The 18,979-nt window shown below is 47.2% G+C and carries 13 protein-coding genes; all 13 read left to right on the top strand.

Features of this window, described 5'->3' with window-relative positions; translation table 11 throughout:
- The first annotated feature begins 419 nt into the window (after positions 1-419).
- The 13 genes from BMW94_RS19715 to BMW94_RS19655 all read left to right on the top strand — a co-directional run bounded on the left by BMW94_RS19715 (position 420) and on the right by BMW94_RS19655 (position 18,886).
- The gene (locus tag BMW94_RS19715) at positions 420-5,609 is read left to right on the top strand and encodes a S8 family serine peptidase (protein ID WP_254790311.1); all 5,190 of its coding nucleotides are present in this window, start codon (positions 420-422) and stop codon (positions 5,607-5,609) included.
- A 213-nt stretch (positions 5,610-5,822) separates the two neighbouring features.
- Positions 5,823-6,596: a YheC/YheD family protein gene (locus BMW94_RS19710; RefSeq protein ID WP_091000648.1), complete on the top strand. Its 774-nt coding sequence runs from the start codon at positions 5,823-5,825 to the stop codon at positions 6,594-6,596.
- Between the two features lie 239 nt (positions 6,597-6,835).
- On the top strand, positions 6,836-7,840 hold the full coding sequence (locus tag BMW94_RS19705; protein WP_091000647.1) for a Gfo/Idh/MocA family protein: 1,005 nt from the start codon (positions 6,836-6,838) through the stop codon (positions 7,838-7,840).
- A 19-nt stretch (positions 7,841-7,859) separates the two neighbouring features.
- Positions 7,860-8,783, top strand: coding sequence for an AraC family transcriptional regulator (locus tag BMW94_RS19700; protein ID WP_254790304.1), 924 nt, complete (start codon positions 7,860-7,862; stop codon positions 8,781-8,783).
- A 12-nt stretch (positions 8,784-8,795) separates the two neighbouring features.
- Positions 8,796-9,893: a Gfo/Idh/MocA family protein gene (locus BMW94_RS19695; RefSeq protein WP_091000646.1), complete on the top strand. Its 1,098-nt coding sequence runs from the start codon at positions 8,796-8,798 to the stop codon at positions 9,891-9,893.
- Positions 9,894-10,181: 288 nt separating this feature from the next.
- Positions 10,182-10,931 carry a FadR/GntR family transcriptional regulator gene (locus BMW94_RS19690; protein WP_091000645.1) on the top strand — a complete coding sequence of 250 codons (750 nt, stop codon included), beginning with the start codon at positions 10,182-10,184 and terminating at the stop codon, positions 10,929-10,931.
- Complete coding sequence (locus tag BMW94_RS19685; RefSeq protein ID WP_091000644.1) at positions 10,931-12,124, top strand: M20 metallopeptidase family protein; 1,194 nt, start codon at positions 10,931-10,933, stop codon at positions 12,122-12,124. The genes BMW94_RS19690 and BMW94_RS19685 overlap by 1 nt, the downstream gene beginning before the upstream one ends.
- 14 nt (positions 12,125-12,138) lie before the next feature.
- Positions 12,139-13,704 carry an ABC transporter substrate-binding protein gene (locus BMW94_RS19680; protein ID WP_091000643.1) on the top strand — a complete coding sequence of 522 codons (1,566 nt, stop codon included), beginning with the start codon at positions 12,139-12,141 and terminating at the stop codon, positions 13,702-13,704.
- Positions 13,705-13,802: 98 nt separating this feature from the next.
- The gene (locus BMW94_RS19675; RefSeq protein ID WP_091000642.1) at positions 13,803-14,720 is read left to right on the top strand and encodes an ABC transporter permease; all 918 of its coding nucleotides are present in this window, start codon (positions 13,803-13,805) and stop codon (positions 14,718-14,720) included.
- A gap of 39 nt (positions 14,721-14,759) precedes the next feature.
- Entirely contained in the window at positions 14,760-15,665 is a 906-nt protein-coding gene (locus BMW94_RS19670) for an ABC transporter permease (protein ID WP_254790310.1), read from the top strand.
- A gap of 26 nt (positions 15,666-15,691) precedes the next feature.
- Positions 15,692-17,743 carry a S9 family peptidase gene (locus BMW94_RS19665; RefSeq protein WP_091000699.1) on the top strand — a complete coding sequence of 684 codons (2,052 nt, stop codon included), beginning with the start codon at positions 15,692-15,694 and terminating at the stop codon, positions 17,741-17,743.
- Positions 17,744-17,825: 82 nt separating this feature from the next.
- Positions 17,826-18,089, top strand: a complete 264-nt coding sequence (locus BMW94_RS19660; protein ID WP_139209373.1) for a hypothetical protein — start codon at positions 17,826-17,828, stop codon at positions 18,087-18,089.
- A gap of 191 nt (positions 18,090-18,280) precedes the next feature.
- Positions 18,281-18,886, top strand: coding sequence for a pentapeptide repeat-containing protein (locus BMW94_RS19655; protein ID WP_091000640.1), 606 nt, complete (start codon positions 18,281-18,283; stop codon positions 18,884-18,886).
- Positions 18,887-18,979: the final 93 nt, after the last annotated feature.

The raw sequence follows: 18,979 nt of genomic DNA, 5'->3' as shown, positions 1-18,979 counted from the left end.
ACCATAAATATACAATTAGATTCTAAATTTTATATTATATGTAATTTTAAAAGTTGGTTTGTACATAGGTAAAGAAATCTCCTGATCTACCCAGATCCATAATACTCCCATGTAAAGTATGCGTTCTTGCTAACGCCGGTGATTACCCTCCTTAATGCATGCGAATAAACTTCCGCTCACAAGATGGATTGATCTGAAATCCAACTCTTCCATATACGCTGAAATTGGCTATCTATAATCTTTCACATGCGATGTAATTTCATAACCTATCCTGTAAAGGAGGTGAGGCTTGATGTAAATAAACGCAATAAGTCTGTCCAGTGGAGGCCGTTTCAATCATCGTTTCGTTTAAAGAAATGGATACAGTGAATCGCTGTATTACAAAAACCGGGTAAAAGGAGTGGAAAAGTTTGATAAAGATGAATCGTATACGCAAGCCGCTCTCCATGGGCCTGTCGCTTCTCCTTGCATTATCTATCATACAACCGGTTTCAGCTGAAAACGCCGCATCGCAGAAGATCGACATGAAATCCAGCTCGGGCAACATCACCACCTCCAAAGTCAACGCCAAGCTGAGCAAGGAATTTGAGAGCAATGATTATGTTACTTATCTGGTGAAAATGAAAGAACAGGTAGATACAGCCTCTGTCTCCAAACAAGCCTTGCAAAAGGCAACCATTGAAAAGCAAACGGCTTCGGCAACGAAACTGTCGGTACGAAGCACCGTTGTCAGCTCTCTGCGGGAAACGGCCTCGCGATCTCAGTATACACTTGAAAGTTTTCTTGAAAAGGAACTTGACCTTGGCAAGGTCAAAGAATATAAAAGCTATTTCATCGTTAATGCACTCGCAGTAACGAGCACCAAAGAAGTCATGGAACAGATTGCACTTCTGCCTGAGGTAGATAAAATATTGCCAAATGAGGAGCGTTTCCTGCAAAAGACCGAGGTCAGCAATGAAAAAGCAACCGCAGCCCCTGCGGCAGACACTGCAACGACCCCGGTCAAAGAGTCGCCAGGGAAAGAAAGTGCAGCGGCTAACGATAAGAGCCTGCAGACAGAGAACGTAGAATGGAATATCGATTCTATCAACGCGCCAGCAGTCTGGGATAAAGGAATCGACGGTACAGGAATCGTTGTTGCCAACCTGGACAGCGGGGTCGATTACACGCATCCAGCGCTTCGGAGCAAATGGAGAGGGCTTGATGCTTCGGGAAATATCGTTGATCCCGAACTAAGCTGGTACGATCCCCATAGCAATGCTTCGCTTCCTGCGGATGGAGACGGTCATGGTACACATACCATGGGTACGATGGTAGGCTCCGAAGCGAACGGCACCAACAAGATCGGGGTTGCTCCCGGAGCAAAATGGATTGCTGTCCGGATTTTCAATCCAAGTACCACCGATGCCATTATATTGGATGGCGGGCAATGGCTGATTGCGCCAGTGGATGCCGAAGGAAACTTGCACCCTGAGCTTGCCCCGGATGTGGTTAACAACTCCTGGGGTGGTGGTCCAGGATTGGACGAGTGGTTCCGTCCAATGGTTCAGGCCTGGCGTGATGCACAGATCTTTCCGGAATTTTCAGCCGGGAATGTGACACTGACGAATCCGGGAGGTCCAGGTTCGGTTGCGAACCCTGCCAACTATCCGGAGAGCTTTGCAACGGGAGCAACGGATATCAACGGGAATCTCGCTTCTTTCTCCCTTCTTGGTCCTTCCCCTTATGAAGAAATTAAACCTGAAGTTTCGGCTCCAGGTGTAAACATTCGTTCCTCTGTTCCGGGCGGAGTATATGAGGGTGGCTGGAACGGCACTTCCATGGCAGGCCCGCATACAACTGCACTGGCCGCACTCCTGCTTCAAGCCAATCATTCCCTTACGGTTGATCAGTTGGAGCAGATCATTATGGATACAGCAACACCGAGAACAGACAGCCGGTATCCAACCTCGCCAAATAACGGCTACGGTCACGGCATTATCAATGCACTGGATGCTGTCGGCTCCGTTCTTGAAGGTATAGGCACGGTATCGGGCAGGGTTGTCACAGCAGGTGACGATCTGGAAGCGCCGGTCCTCGAACATACGCCTGTAAATTCTGCTTTTACAGGGCTTGATATTCCACTGACTGCGCGTGTTACGGATAATGTCGGTGTAACCACGGTGGAGGCTTTTGCCAAAACAACGGGCACAAGTCAATACGTATATCTGCCAATGAATCGAGTAGCTGGGGATGCCAAGGATGGAACCTACACAGCGACAATTCCGGCATTTTTGATCGAGTCACAAGGTTTGGAGTACTATATCCGGGTTAATGATTATGGCAATAACGGATTCGAGAGTGAAGTTTACAAGGTTGCTGTATCCAATGGAGTCCAGCCTGGGTACCTGCAGGATTTTGAGGAAGATAATCTGGGCTTTACCTCGGGTGGAGTTGGCAACACCTGGGCATGGGGAGCACCAACAAGTGGACCGGGAAGTGCCTTCTCCGGTGACAAGCTGATTGCAACCAATCTGACGGGTACTTATGCGGCCAACAGCAATGCCTATTTGCTCGCACCGCCGATTGATCTTACCCAGAGCCCCGAGGGAGCCTTGTTATCCTTCAAGCACTGGTATGATTTGGAGAGCAACATCGATTTTGGCAAAGTGTACATTGCCACAGAGGATAGTGACTTCGCATTTGAAGAGGCGTTGAGCTTTACAGGTGCCGGTGGAGGTTGGAAAACGCAATATATTGACTTGCGTGAGTACGCCGGTCAACAGGTATTTATCAAATTTAATCTGACCAGTGATAATTCCATTCAAAAGGCTGGTTGGTATATCGATGACTTCTCAGTACAAGCTCCAGATGATATTGCTCCGGGAGCGCCAAGCGGATTGTCCGCTTCTGCAGACATACTGGGGAACGTAAACTTGTCCTGGACGGGATCGGACGATGAGGATCTGAAATCCTACAACGTGTATCGTTCAACGAATTCCGGCTCAGGTTATGAATTGCTCGGAAATACAACTGCAACGACATTTACGGATACGGCTACAGTAACAGATTCGACTTATTTTTATACGGTAGCCGCTCTTGATTATAGTGGCAATGAGAGTAACAAGTCGAATGAGGTATCCGTGACGGTGGAGGTCCCTGAAGATATCTTCATCGATCACTTTGATGGCAACAGTGACAACGGGTGGACTCATTCGGGTACCAAGGACGAGTGGGAACGCGGAGTACCTGTTGTTGGACCTGCCAGTGCGGTTTCTCCACCGAATGTTTGGGCAACCGATCTGGACAGTACCTATGAGAACGGTTCTAACTATTCTTTGGTATCGCCAGTCGTGGATCTAACTCAGGTGGATCATGCTACGCTGACGTTCAATCATTGGTATGAAATCGAAAGTGGATACGATTACGGTTATGTTGAAGCCACGAAAGACGGTGGCAACACATGGTCGGAGCTCGGCAAATTCTCTCATTCTTCAAATGGAAAACAATGGACTCCGGTATTCTACGATTTGGCTGCATTGAAAGGAAATGAAGTTCAATTCCGGTTCAGATTGACCTCGGACAGCAGTGTCGTCAAGCAAGGCTGGTACATTGATGACTTCCGCATTCTGGGTATCGCCACTGAGACGGTGACGAAAGATACCGCGGTTGTTCTGAACAGTGACAAGGCTAAGCCGGAATATGATACTCCTTGGTACAAAATTTCAAGCACGGACAAGGCTGAGTTCAATAAAACCAAGCAGGAGCAGCCTGAAGTGCAGAAACCTGGCACAGGTTCTGTGACACCGCAAAGCTTGCCTGCAAGTGCAACGGTTACCGTTCTGGAAACAGGACGTTCAGTGAAGACGGACCCGACAACAGGCAAATACAGTTTCACTCACGTGGCGGGAGATTACACGTTGAAGGCTGAGGCCTATGGGTATTATCCTCAGACGAAGACGGTAACGATCACGGACGGTAGTGGAGCGACAGCCAACTTCAATCTGGAAACCATTCCCCAAGGTAAGATTGAAGGTGTTGTGAGCGATGAACGGACAGGAAAACCTATAGCTGGAGCATCCGTTCTCGTGTTGGAAGATGCTCAAGTAGGCACTGTTCGCACAGGAGCAGACGGCAAATTCGTTCTGGATGTTCTGGAAGGAAGCTATACGCTGTCGATCATCGCGATGGACTACTATAGCAAAACGGTAAATGTAACGGTTCCTGGAAACGGTAAAGTGGAAGCGAAAGTTGCCTTAAAACCTTTTATCGGATTTCCTGGCGAAATCGCCTATGACGATGGAACGGCTGAAAATGCTAGAGCCTTTGTGGCCGCAGATAACGCATGGGCAGTACGTATGACGCCGGAATTGGAGACAGCACAGCTTACAGGTGCTTCACTTCGATTTTGGAACACACAATGGCCTGTACCAGGTGGAACGGCATTCAAATATGCTGTCTATGATGCCTCCGGATCGGGTGGAGCGCCAGGCCGATTGCTGGCAGGACCATTCGACGGCACGGCATTGCGTAATGATCAGTGGACAACTGTTGAATTTCCTGAGCCAGTCGTGGTACAAGGCGATTTCTATATCGTGTATGTGCAGACTGCTGTCGGAACGAGCTCACCTGGACTCGCAACCGATGAAAATGGTGTGAATGCAGGGCGGAGCTGGCAGCGTGTAGGCGGTGCATGGAGTGCTGCACCAGCTGAAGAGGGGAACTATATGATTCGTGCAGTGGTGAAATATCCGGTGAATGCACCTGTACTCACGCAACCGACGAGCACCTATACCAATCAGGCGACATTTGCTGTATCGGGTACTTCCCCAGCTTCTGGAGCCCAAATCAAGATCTATAACGGGAAAGAAGTTGCGGGAACAACAACCGTGGAGAATGGAAAGTTCAAGCTGAATGTCAAACTTCGTGCAGGGGTTAATGCGATTACTGCCGAGGCGGTAGTTAACGGAAAAACGACGGACCGTTCCCTTCCAGTTGTGATCATCTTGGATCAGACAGCACCTGTGTTAACGGTCGTCACACCTGAGGAAGGAAGCCGAACCAACACAGAAGTGGTCCATGTGACCGGCAATGCGGAGGACCAGTTCCTCGACAAAGTAACCATTAACGGACAAAAGGTGAAATTGGAGCAGGACAGAAGCTTTAATCATCGCGTACTTGTGAATGAGGGCAAGAACACGATCACAATCATAGCGACAGATATTGCAGGCAATAAAACAACCGTGACGCGGACGGTTTATGTGGAAACGGCTTTACCTGAACTGACCAATATTTCTCCGGCTGAGGATGTACGGATTGTGGCAGGAGAAACCGTAACAGTTTCGTTCGACAGTATCTCCAAATTGCAGGCTTCTTTCCGGATTGAACTGCCATCCAATCTGAGCACACAGGCTGGGGCAGAGATTCCATTGGTGGAAACGGAACCTGGTCACTATACAGGCACCTATACCACAGCTTCTTCGCTGGTGCTTGAGGGTGGAGTGATCGTGATCCGTGCTCAGGATGCAGCAGGAAATAAAGTCGAGCTGGAAGCCCCAGGACGGTTATTCGTATCTGCAGCAGAAGCTCCGGACACGAATGTACCTTCTGACGAAAGTCTGTTGCCTTAATCGAAGCATCACGAAAGATGCTTATAATCCAGCTTCAAATTAAAACAGAAACGATGATTTGAACATGTAAAGTGAAAAGCCGACAAGCCCAAAGAAGAGGGGCTTGTCGGCTTTTTGTATGTAAATTCAAGAAGTATTGCCTAAGATTCGTTCAATGATATTGCATATGATGCATGAACTTAATGAAACAGCGATATGTGTTCAATATGAAGAGTGGAGGAACGATCTGTGGGTATTGAGAAATCACAACCGTTAAGAAGCAAATGGCTAAAAACAAAGCAGCTTATCAATAATGATTCAATAAAACCATTCATACCTGATACACAAAAGTTTAACAAGGTGAATCTAAAATCTATGATAGCCAGATATGGGATGTTATATATCAAGCCTGAAATAGGAACCCATGGAATGGGCGTCATTAAGGCTGAGATGGAGAATCAACAAAATTTTGCGTATCAGATGAACCAAAAACGTCTGACGTTTAATAGCTTCGATTCGTTCCATAAAAGTCTTGCACACGTTGTGAAACAGCGAAGCTATCTCATTCAAAGAGGAATACATCTGCTAAAACACAACAACAGGCGCTTTGACATCCGGGTCATGGTACAGTTAAGCCCAGAACAGCAGTGGGAAGCAACGGGGGTTATCGGTCGACTTGGACATTCCCAAAAAATAGTAACCAACTATCATAACGGCGGTCAGCCAATGGATATTCATAAGCTTCTGGAATCTCATGTGTCCGCAAAGCGCAGAAATGAACTGATTCAGGAGATGAATAAGCTGGGTGTTGGGATAGCTCGTCATATGAGTAAGAAATACAAGCGATTGAAGGGAATTGGCGTGGATATTGGACTGGATCAAAGTCTGACACCCTGGGTCATTGAAGTGAATGCCAAGCCGGACCCCTATATTTTTAAACAATTAAAAGACAAGACGATGTATCGCAAGGTAATTCGGTATTTCCGCCATACAGATCATAAGCCATAAATAATCTTCAGCTTAACTTTGGACATCCTTGATTCCGAATTGTTACATGCAGATAAAGCTTCCTATTATCACGACTTGGTGAGCAGGAAGCTTTTTTGCTTGTTTTCTTAAGAGGGTCATTCTAATTCATGTCGTAATTTTATATAGTTATTGTCGTGAGTTCCTATTAAAATTAGATCAGGTCTGTGTTAATTTATAGTTGGGTGTCAGAATATCATATAGTATGGAGGTTAATCATAGTGACCATTCGAATAGGTAAAATAAGCTTATGGCACGTACATGCCTGGGATTATATTAAGCAGGCTCAGGAGCATGAAGATACGGTGATGGCTGCTATATGGGATGAAGATGCCGAGCGCGGACAGGAAGCTGCTGAACGTTTGAACGTGCCATTCTATGCTTCGCTTGAAGATATGCTGGCACAGGACAACATCGATGCTGTCATTGTGGATGCTCCGACACGTCTTCACGAAGATGTGATCACTGCTGCTGCGAAAGCAGGCAAACACATTTTTACAGAGAAAGTGATCGCTTCAACGATTAAAGAAGTAAATACGATCATTTCGGATGTACAGGATAACGGAGTGAAAATGACGGTTTCTTTACCTCGTTTGAACGATGGATATACATTAACGATTCAAGATATTCTGAAACAGGGACTACTTGGTAAGGTGACTTATGTTCGTGTGCGTTTATCGCATAACGGTGCGATTGGCAATTGGCTGCCTGAGCATTTTTATCATCTGGAAGATTGTCAGGGCGGGGCATTAATTGACCTCGGCTGTCATCCGATGTATCTGACGAATCTGTTCCTGGGTCAAGAAGTGACAGGAGTTAATGCTAATTTTGGATATGTTACTGGAAAAGAAGTGGAAGATAACGCGGTTGCTACCTTATTTACGGATTCCGGAGCGATCGGTGTGGTTGAGGCTGGGTTTGTGAACAGTCATTCGCCGTTTGCGATAGAGGTTCATGGCACGGAGGGCACACTGTTATACGGAACACCGGAGGATAAGTTGCTAATTCGCACGAATGTTGGTTCAGATCTACAGAAAGAATGGACGGAGATTCCTTTGCTGGACAGAAGAGAAAGCGCATTCAGCCAGTGGGTATCCCATATTCAGAATGATACGATGGCTACCGAGAATTTGCAGACAGCTATTCAATTGACTCGCCTGATGGAGGCAGCCAACCTTTCTGCGAAGGAAGGGCGCAAAATCTCCTTGAAGGAGTTACAGGGATAGGGTATTGGGAGGTGCCGCATTGAGCCGATATCCTTTTGAGAAGATGCTTGAACGACAGGATATCCTGGAAAGACTGGATGTCTCGATCCTGTGGGGACACTACGAGATTCGGGTTCTGCGATTTCATCTGACTTCTTTTCCAGCAGGCAGAATTGTTGATTTTCATAACCATGCGGAATTCGAGTTCCATTTCATCCCGAGAGGGAAAGGAAAAGTCATTCTGGGGGATGAGATGCATCCGCTCTCTGAAGGCATGCTGTATTTAACGGGTCCGGGTCTTGTACATTATCAGGAGGCGGATTCCCAGGAGGCCATGGATGAATTATGCCTGCACGTGGATATTATTGAACATCCCAGAGAGGGTGTAGATCCGTGGGAGGCAGCAGAATCAGAGGAAACGATCGAAAAGCTTAGAACGCTTCCTCTTGTTCCGGTACATGACTATCACCGCGCCATGAACTGTTTTCTGGAAGCCTATGAGGCTTGTGACCGTAAACTGATCGGGTATTACACGACCATTAAGCAGCAGGTGATCAGTATTTTGCTGAAGACCGTCCGAGCCTATGATACCGGGGGAAATCGGGCGGAGGCGCCTGTTCGAGACATGTCTGTCTACAGGTACGATTACGCCATTCAGTATATGGAAGCGAATCATCCTTCAGCAGTAACGCTGGAAAATGTAGCGGAGAAGCTGCATATTAGCAGCAGACAACTGCAACGAATCTTTTATCAGGTTCAGCCGGAAATGCCTTTCAGCCGTGTGCTGGAGGATATTCGTCTGCGCGCGGTGTGCCGCCATCTGGAAGAAAGTCATGTTTCCATCGAACAAATTGCCCTGGCTTCAGGGTTTACCAATGCGAATTATTTGCATGCTGTTTTTCGCAAGCGTCTGGGGATGACCCCATCAGCTTTCCGTAAAATGAAACAACCAAACCAAAAGTGAGGGTGATTAGATATGAGTAAAACGTATCGTGTAGGAATTATTGGCTGTGGCGGGATTGCAAACGGCAAACATCTGCCAAGTCTGAGCAAGCTTGACAAAGTAGAACTGGTTGCTTTCTGTGATATCGTTCAGGAACGTGCAGAAGAAGCCAAAGAAAAGTATGGTAGTTCCGAAGCACAGGTATACACGGATTATCAAGAATTACTTCAGGATGAAACGATTGATATTGTTCATGTTCTTACGCCAAATATCTCTCACGCAGAGATTTCTATTGCTGCACTTGAATCCGGAAAACACGTCATGTGTGAAAAACCAATGGCCAAGACATCTGCTGAAGCGCAAAAAATGCTTGAAGCAGCCGAACGTACGGGTAAAAAATTGACCATCGGATACAATAACCGTTTCAGAGAAGACAGTTTGTACCTGAAGCAGCTGTGTGAAGCTGGCGAACTGGGTTCAATTTACTTTGCCAAAGCACATGCGATCAGAAGAAGAGCGGTACCTACGTGGGGTGTTTTCCTTGATGAGGAGAAACAAGGCGGCGGACCGTTGATTGACATCGGTACACACGCACTCGATCTGACGCTGTGGATGATGGATAACTATCAACCGAAGGTTGTTCTGGGCACAACGTATCATGAGCTCTCACAACGAGAAAATGCAGCGAATGCATGGGGCCCGTGGGACCCGGAAAAATTCTCGGTTGAGGATTCCGCTTTTGGTATGATCGTAATGGAGAATGGCGCGACGATCATGCTGGAATCCAGCTGGGCACTCAATTCACTGGACGTGGATGAAGCGAAATGCAGCTTGAGCGGAAGCGAAGCGGGTGCGGATATGAAGAATGGCCTGCGTATTAATGGCGAGAAATTCAGTCGTCTGTACACCAATGAAATTGAACTGAGTGCAGGTGGGGTCGCTTTCTACGATGGAAAGAGTGAAAGTGCACCGGATGTAGAGATGAGAAAATGGATTGAAGCGATTGATAAAGATCTGGAGCCGGTTGTAACTCCTAAACAGGCTTTGGTGGTTTCACAGATCCTGGAGGCACTCTATGAGTCCGCTCGTACAGGTAAAGCCGTTTACATGAACGAATCCAATCAAGCCTAAAATGAATTTCAGAAACCTTTATCCTCATTAGGGGGATAAAGGTTTTTTGGTCTTTTATACGCTATCCATTTGTCCATACCGTGCCTTACTTCTGTACGTCTATAGATAGAGTAATCCAAATTAAAAAGATGTTACTGTCTAATGCAGATGCATCTTTTTTTTTATTTGGAAAACGGGTCGAGTTAAAAACTATTTTTAAATATATTCAAAAAAAGTATTGCATATATGTTTAGTCGGAATTATATTAATGGTATAAGGTCTAGACCATTTACAGATCGGAGTGTTTGCATGTCCAGTAGGTTTTCATTTCGTTTTGAAAAAGTATCAACTAAAAAGGTCAGTGAATTTATTAGAGAACAACTGGAAGAAGCCATCATACTCAAAGAATTAATGAGTGAAGAACAGCTTCCTTCGGAACGAGAACTGGCCGAGATTTTTAATGCGAGTCGTATTACGGTGCGCGAGGCACTATCCACGCTGGAAGACAAGGGTTTGATTGAGAAGCGCGTGGGGGCTAAGGGTGGAACGTTTGTCTTGCCTCTGACAGCCAATTCTCATAAACGCACAAGAGAAGAAATTAAACGGGATTGGGAACAGATGCTGAAAGTGTTTGAATTCCGGATCATTATTGAGCCCGAAGCGGCTTTTCTGGCTGCTGAGCGGATTACCGCAGGCGAGCTGGAGCTGTTGGAAGCTTATATGGAGCAAAGCATTGAACCTCATTGTACAAGGGAATGGTTCCGGGCTCTGGATGTGAAGTTCCATCTGACCATTGCCAAGTCATCCGGGAATCCATACTGCGAGGCGGCCGTGAGACAGATCAGAACAAAAATTAATCCGGCATTGGACCTCATGCCATATGATGACCGAATCCGCTCCGTCAATCATGGCATACATATGGAGATTCTTGAAGCACTGAAAGCACATGACAGCATCAAGTCCCGGGAGACCATGAAAAGACACATCGAATTCTCGGCTGATGCGATCTATGCCCGACTGGTATCAGAATCGGATGACAAAGAAGGGAATGAGAACTAATGGACCAATCACAACTATATCAACGCGCACAAGCATTGCAGCCCCAACTCATTGCCTGGCGGAGAGATTTTCATCGCCATCCGGAAATCGGCTATGAAGAATTCAGAACGTCAGAGATCGTAGCCCAACACTTGGAAAGTCTGGGTCTTGAAGTGACGCGCAATGTCGGAAAAACCGGAGTTGTAGGCTTGTTGAGAGGAGAGACAGAGGGCCCCACTTTTGCACTTCGGGCAGATATGGACGCATTGCCTATCCAAGATCAGAAGTCGGCTGAGTACAGTTCCCAAGTAGAAGGCAAGGCGCATCTGTGCGGGCATGATGCACATACAACCATTCTGATGGGTGCGGCGGAGCTGCTAACGAGCCTCGGCCGACCGAAAGCGGGCAACATCAAATTTGTGTTCCAGCCTGCGGAGGAAGGATTGGCAGGTGCGCGTGCGATGATTCAGGATGGAGTACTGGAAAATCCTAAGGTGGACGCGATCGCAGGACTGCATATGACTCCAGGACAAGATACGGGTACCGTTGGGGTAAGCAAAGGTGTGGCGTTTGCTTCGGCAGACCGTCTGGTGATCCGGATACTTGGCAAGGGTGGACATGCTGCGAGGCCGCATGAAGGTATCGATGCCATTGCCGTATCTGCTCAGGTCATCACTGCACTACAGAATCTGGCCAGTCGTATGATAGACCCGCTGGAGCCGGTTGTGGTAACGATCGGTAAAATCACCGGGGGTTACATGGGAACAGCAATTGCGCCGAAGGTTGAGATGATCGGCACGGTTCGAACACTCTCCCCTGCCATTCGTGAACGCATGCCAGCCTTGATTGAACAGGTCGTAAGTGGTGTGTGCAGTTCGTTCGGGGCGGGCCATGAAGTCATCTATGGTGATGGCTACCCCGTTGTGGTTAATGATCTGGGTATGGTTGACCTGCTTGCGGAGACCGTTGACGGCCTCGAATGGGCGAAGGGATGGAGCAGCATTCCGCCGTCCACCGGCGGCGAAGATTTCGCGTTCTACTGTGAACAGATTCCGGGTGTTTTCTTCCGATTGGGTTCAGGGAACGAGGAAGAGCGAACCCGTTACCCGCTTCACCATCCGATGTTCGATCTGGATGAGACGGTCATGCCTTATGGAGTAGGCATGCTGTCCGCCGTAGCGCTTGAATATTTGGCAAGACACACAACTTCTTAGGGGGAGCATGGAAAATGAAAAAAAGACAATGGACTAGCATGTGGATCACATTATTGGCTGTAGTACTAGTACTGAGCGCTTGCGGTGGCAAGAGCACGGGTACAGATAGCAATTCGGCATCCAGTGAAACTGGCAGTGGGACTGCTGCCAGCACTACACTTACCATCGCAACTGCTACGGATATTGAGAGCTTTGACCCGCACAACAACAATAATACATCCAGTGAAGCGGTGCTGGTCAACGTATTTGATTATCTGATCAAAAATGATAGTGAACAGAAGAAGGTTCCAGGTCTAGCGACTTCATGGGAGCAGGTGAATGACACCACATGGCGCATCAAGCTGCGTGAAGGCGTGACCTTCCATAACGGTGATCCATTCACCTCAGCGGATGTGAAGTATACACTGGAGCGCGTAGCTAAAGACAGCACACTGAAACAAAACAGCTACTTCAAAAACATTGTTGAAGTGAAAGCGGTCGACGAATATACGGTAGATATTATTACCGACGGACCAGACCCGTTGCTGCTTAATCGTCTGTCCAAAATGGGGGCAGGCATCTTGCCAGCAAAATATATTGAGGATAATGGGTTTGATCAATTCCTTAAACAACCGGTTGGCACAGGTCCATACCAATTCAGCAAATGGACAAAAGATGATCGCGTTGAACTGGTGAAAAATGAAAATTACTTCGATGGTGAACCGAAATGGAATGAGGTTGTATTCCGTGTCATCCCGGAAGCTTCCACACGTGTATCGGAACTGCTGGCTGGTGGTGTTGATATCGCAGCATCCATACCGTCGACAGATATTGCCCGCATTGAAGGCGAAGGGGACAAAAAGATCGTCAAAGCGCCGATTCAGCGTGTACTTCAGTTGATTTTCCGCCAAACAGAGGGCAGCGTCACAGCTGATCCGAAGGTTCGGGAGGCCATTGATCTGGCGATTGACAAGCAGGGCATTGTAGACAGCATTGCCGGAGGTGCAGGCATCGTGACTCGCACATCCGTAACACCTGGCAACTTTGGGGCAGATCCTTCGTTGTACAAAACATCACTTTATGATCAAGAGAAGGCGAAGCAACTGTTGCAGGAAGCAGGTTATGCAGAAGGTGAAGCGGAGATGACCATCTCGGTATCCTCTCAGTACAAAGAACCTGCCGAAGTCGTGGCAGCGATGCTGGAGCAAGTGGGCTTCAAAATTAACCTGGACGTGCTGGAGCCAAGTGCTTTCAGTGAACGTTACAGTTCCAAATCATTCAAGGAAATCTTCATGATTGGAATTGGGAACTCCCTCTTTGATGCTTCCAATAACTACAATCGGTACATGTTGGAAGAGGCCAAAGGAGAGTCGGACTATAACAATCCGGAAGTGGAGAAATTGCTTCAGTCTGCGCTGGTTAACATGGACCCGGCTTCCAGGGAGAAAGAGTATCAGCAGGTACAGCAAATTCTTGCTGAAGATCGCCCAGCTGTGTATTTGTACCAGATGGAAGGGGTTTATGGTACCGATAGCCGTGTGAACTTCAAGCCGCGTAGTGATGAAATGTTCTATGCTGACGAGATTACACCTGCACAGTAACATCAGACAGAACAACCTGTTATGAAAAGACAAGCCGAGAACGGCAGGGACTGTACCACGTTCCTGTCGTTCTTTTTTAAAAGGAGGTGGACAGAGAAATGGGCAAATATGTACTGAAGTCACTACTGCAGGTTATACCGGTTCTGTTCATTGTTTCATTAATCGTATTTATATTGGTCCGCGTCACGGGTGATCCGGTTGCTCTGATGCTGCCCGAAACAGCTACTGCGGAAGACCGCGCTGTATTAACGCAGGCTCTCGGACTGGACCAGCCGTTATACACGCAGTATATGAAGTTCCTTGGCAGCGCCTTGCAGGGAGACTTTGGTCAATCCTTCCGTTATGGAGAACCGGCTTTACAGCTTGTACTGGAACGATTGCCGGCCAGCTTTGAACTGGCTGTTGCAGCGATGTTTTTTGCCATTGTTATGGCTGTACCGCTTGGCGTTGCCTCAGCAGTCAAACGTAATACATTTACTGATCTGATCATCTCTGGGATATCAGTCATTGGTAAAGCTATGCCGAACTTTTGGATGGGCATCATGCTCATTTTGTTATTTTCCGTGATGTGGGGAGTTTTGCCTGTATCCGGCCGCGGCGGAGTATCACATCTGATATTGCCTGCCTTTACGCTAGGGGTCGGGCTCGCTGCGCAAATGACTCGTCTGATTCGCTCCAGCATGCTGGAAATTCTGAGTCAGGATTACATCCGTACAGCACGGAGCAAGGGGCTTGGCCGGATGGTCGTGATTGGCAAACATGCGTTTCGCAACGGATTGATTCCGGTCGTGACGATTATGAGTTTGCAGTTCACAAGCTTAATTGGTGGAACATTGATTACGGAGACGGTATTCTCCTGGCCAGGGCTAGGTCAGCTGCTGGTTGTTGCAGTCAACACCCATGACATGGCGATTGTACAGGCTGCTGTTTTTGTCATTGCGTTTATCGTCGTTGTAACCAATATTTTGACAGATGTGTCCTACCGGCTGCTTGATCCACGCATTAAATACGATTAAAAGGAGGTGCAATCGATGACAGGCAGCAATGAAATGCCAATGCGGGGTGCAGAACAGGAACAAGAGAATGTACGCCCACCAACAGGACTTCGCTATATCTGGAAACAACTGATCATCAGCAAGACAGGAATATTTGGCGCTGTGCTCGTTTTGTTGGTTGTGTTAATCGCCATATGTGCACCTCTGTTAACGAGTCATGATCCTGGTGCAGTGAATCCTCTCAATCGTCTTAAACCGCCAGCTTGGCTTGATGGGGGAACGGCTGAATACTGGCTGGGTACGGATAATCTGGGCAGGGACATGTGGAGCCGAATTGTATATGGTGCGCGTGTTTCATTAATTGTAGGTATGGGTGCAGTCATCGTGTCCGGAATCATTGGTGCCATTCTTGGTCTCTTGTCCGGATTTTATGGAAAATGGCTGGATGCAGTTATTATGCGCGTGGGTGATGCATTCATGGCTATCCCTACCATTCTGTTTATGCTCGTTGTGATGGCTATTGTGGGACCAGGGATCACAACGCTGATTTTGGTTATCGGTGTGACGAACTGGGTGCCTTTCACCCGTGTGGTCCGCAGTGAAGTGTTGAGTATCAAGGAACGGGACTTTGTTCACGCTGCCAGATCAATCGGTGCCAAGAATGGGAGATTGATTCTAAAACACATCCTGCCGAATATTTTATCTTCCTTTATCGTGATCTGCGGTATGAATGTTGGGACCACGATCATTATGGAAGCTTCGCTCAGTTTCCTGGGCCTGGGCATTAAGCCACCTGACATATCCTGGGGAGGTATGCTCAGTGATGGAAGGCAATATGTAGCAACAAGTTGGTGGGTGGCAACGTTCCCTGGACTGGCAATTACACTGACGGTTCTTGGTGTCATTTTCCTGGGAGATTGGCTGCGTGATGTACTTGATCCACGTACGGATACAAACAAGAAATAAGATGAACGGAGAAGGGAGCCATGCACATGAACAAAAGACCGATCTTGCCAGAGGACTTAGTTCAATACCGCTGGGTTAGCCAGCCTGTAATTAATCCAGATGGTCAAGTGGCGTACGTTGAACAGACGATTGATGAGCAGAAAAATGAATATAACACGCAAATTCGTGGCATTTCACTTGATGGTAGTGGGGACAGGCCACTTACAGACGGCGTAAAGGATTCATCTCCTTCCTGGTCACCAGATGGAACACAGCTCGCTTTTTTACGATTGGAAAGTGGGGGTAAAGGGTTATGGACCCTTGCGTCAGATGACACAAAGCCTATAAATCTCATCTCGCCTGAGCACAAGCTTATACAATTTGTATGGTCCCCGGATGGGCAATATATTGCGTTTACCAGCAAAGTTGCAGAAGCCAAAGAAGAAGCAATGGCTGATGAAACATCAAAGACAGAGAAATCATCAAAGACAAACGAATCACCTAAAGTAACTCCCCTGAGAGGCAAGGTCTTTGAGCGCACGACACCCAAGGCAGAAGGCTCCGGCTGGTGGGATGGTCTTTATAGCCATCTGTTTGTATATGAGATCGGAAATGGAACCATTACACAGGTAACAACCGGATCATGGAATGTTGCTGTTCCGGTATGGTCGCCAGATGGTCAGGCTATTTCCTTCATTTCCAAGCAGGTACAGGATGAGGGGGTGGATGCGGATCTAGTGTACTTTGCAGATGTACATACCGTGAATCTGGCAAGCGGTGAGCAGCGCAGAGTAACGGATTCCAGTCTTCAGGTGAGCCAGTTCGCATATTCACCTGACGGAGAGCAACTGATTCTGATCGCCAGCGACCGAGAGTACGGAAGTGGCAGTCACAACAGACTATATGAAGTGCCGAGTAGTGGAGGTATTCCAAAGCAGCTGGCACCTGATGTTGATATGCAGTTGGGAAACGCAGCACTTGGGGACATGAAATCGGCAAGCCCATCTCCGTCACCACTAATGGATGACCATCATGCGCAACGTAAGGCATATGTACTGGGTACCCAGGGTGGAAATGTGGACGTGTATCAAATCACCGAGGATGGGTATTGCCAAGCCGTGACGGGAAGCGGGGAGAAGGATGTATACCAATATACCCTGTCACCTGATGGTAAGACGCTGGTCATTGGCGCACTGACTGAGGATCACCCGGGAGAACTGTACCGTGTAGATATTAAAAGTGGTGATATGTTCAGACTTACTCAGCGAAACGATGAATTTTTGGCAGGCTTGCAAGTCAATATACCTGAGCGTGTCGAGTTTACATCGTCGGACGGATGGCTCATTCAAGGTTGGTTGATGAAGCCGGTTATGCGGAAATCGGACACGAAAGTGCCGATGATTTTACAGATTCATGGTGGACCGCACGCCATGTATACAGGCATCTTCAGCCACGAAATGCAGACACTTGCTGCACAGGGATATGCTGTTCTATGGGTAAATCCCCGGGGAAGTATGGGATACGGGCAGGAATTCGCCAGAGCTTGCCGAGGAGATTTTGCCGGGGGAGACTGTCGTGATCTGCTTGAGGCGGTGGACTATGCACTGGCAACATATGATTTTCTGGATGAAACACGTCTTGGTATTGGTGGAGGCAGTTACGGAGGCGTCATGACTAACTGGATCGTAGCTCATACCCATCGATTTAAGGCGGCAGTAACGCAGCGTTGTATATCCAATTGGTTGTCCCTGTATGGAACCAGTGATATTGGAATCTCCTATGTGGAGGGGGTAATCGGCGGCAATCCGAACGAACATGCAGACATGTTATGGGCCCGTTCTCCCCTTGCTCATTCGCACAAGATTGAAACACCACTTCTGATTATGCATGGAGAGCAGGATTATCGTACACCGATCGGACAGGCGGAAGAGTTATATACTACGTTAAAACGATATGGAAAAACGACTAAACTGATTCGATATCCAGGCTCCAATCACACGTTGCTCAAAAGCGGAAAACCCTCGCTGCGCGTCGATAGCTTTGAACAGGTCAATGCCTGGTTTAATCAATATCTCAAAGATGGAGAGGACGAAGCATGAGGCACGTTCAGTTATCCATTCCTGTAGCTCTGTTCGTGGAAAATGTTCTGACGAGCGGTGAACCGCGCGAATTAATCATTGATTGTTTACAGAGAAAAGACTTCTCTATTTCCGGTTTGATCTCAAGGCAAATCAGGATTATATCCAGGATGAACTGTCACTGAAAGATATTCATTTGACCTTGCAAGAGATCGAGTTGCTGCAATTGTTAATTGGCAGACAGTGGATTGTGCAAGAAGAAAAACAAGACAAAGACGAGCACCGAGACAAGGACAGAGAAAAGGACAAAAACAAGGACAAAGATGCATCGTCGCGTATCCGTGTTCACATCCGCTTGAAGTACTAGCAAAGCAGATATATTTGGCGCCAAAAGCCGCGATTTTCGCGGTTTTTTGAATTAAATTAGCTCCGTTTTTTAGAAAAAAGTGACTTGACTTTTGCAGACGTTTAAGCAGGTACTTGACAGCCGTATGGTATATTATAAAAAGCTCTTTTAATGGGGAACACATGATAATCATACAAGATGGGGTGTACGTGATGTATCAATACAAGGATCAGGAATATGATGGGGTACATTTTGAAGGACGTGACTTGCGTTATGGAGAACTAATCAGCTGTGTTTTCAAACAGTGTACCTTTATGAACGCTTCGATGGAAGAAATCGAGACAAGCAACTGCCGTTTTATCGAGTGTGACTTTAAAGGTGCTTCCATGAATGGCTCGATCCATAGAGAGTCGGCGTTTGAAAACTGCTTATTTGGTGGTGCTAATCTTTTCGCTTCCAAATTCACCTCCTGCAAGATGACGGGCTCAGACTTTTCCGGTGCACAAATGGATGGTATTACACTAAGTCAGGGTGATTGGTCTTATACGAATCTGAGACATACCCGATTGGGCAAACAGGATTTGCGAGGAATTCGTTTCTTTGAAGCCGACTTTACGGACACGGATTTTACCAAAGCGGATCTGAGAGACTGTGATCTCACACGAGCAGTTTTAAGCAGAGCCAAGCTGCAAGGGGCCGATCTTAGAGGCGCTAATCTGGAAGGAATCGATCTGAAATCATTGGATATTAAAAGCGTACGTTTGGATCGCGAACAAGCCGTTCTGTTTGTACGCTCTTATGGTGCGAAAGTAGATTAAGTTGAACATATACTGCTACAGTTTAGGCCAGTATTATAGAAACTTCAAAACTTTAAAAACGTCATAAACTGTATGAAGCCACCAAAAAGGTGG

This window comes from Paenibacillus sp. OK003, assembly GCF_900109515.1.
Classification (GTDB): Bacteria; Bacillota; Bacilli; order Paenibacillales; family Paenibacillaceae; genus Paenibacillus; species Paenibacillus marchantiae.
This window is presented reverse-complemented; position numbering and strand designations above follow the sequence as displayed.

Coding starts and splice junctions, on each gene's coding strand:
- BMW94_RS19655 (WP_091000640.1), top strand. CDS start 18,281: ATGTATCAATACAAGGATCAGGAATATGATGGGGTACATTTTGAAGGA.
- BMW94_RS19675 (WP_091000642.1), top strand. CDS start 13,803: ATGGGCAAATATGTACTGAAGTCACTACTGCAGGTTATACCGGTTCTG.
- BMW94_RS19690 (WP_091000645.1), top strand. CDS start 10,182: ATGTCCAGTAGGTTTTCATTTCGTTTTGAAAAAGTATCAACTAAAAAG.
- BMW94_RS19670 (WP_254790310.1), top strand. CDS start 14,760: ATGCGGGGTGCAGAACAGGAACAAGAGAATGTACGCCCACCAACAGGA.
- BMW94_RS19685 (WP_091000644.1), top strand. CDS start 10,931: ATGGACCAATCACAACTATATCAACGCGCACAAGCATTGCAGCCCCAA.
- BMW94_RS19715 (WP_254790311.1), top strand. CDS start 420: ATGAATCGTATACGCAAGCCGCTCTCCATGGGCCTGTCGCTTCTCCTT.
- BMW94_RS19680 (WP_091000643.1), top strand. CDS start 12,139: ATGAAAAAAAGACAATGGACTAGCATGTGGATCACATTATTGGCTGTA.
- BMW94_RS19665 (WP_091000699.1), top strand. CDS start 15,692: ATGAACAAAAGACCGATCTTGCCAGAGGACTTAGTTCAATACCGCTGG.
- BMW94_RS19695 (WP_091000646.1), top strand. CDS start 8,796: ATGAGTAAAACGTATCGTGTAGGAATTATTGGCTGTGGCGGGATTGCA.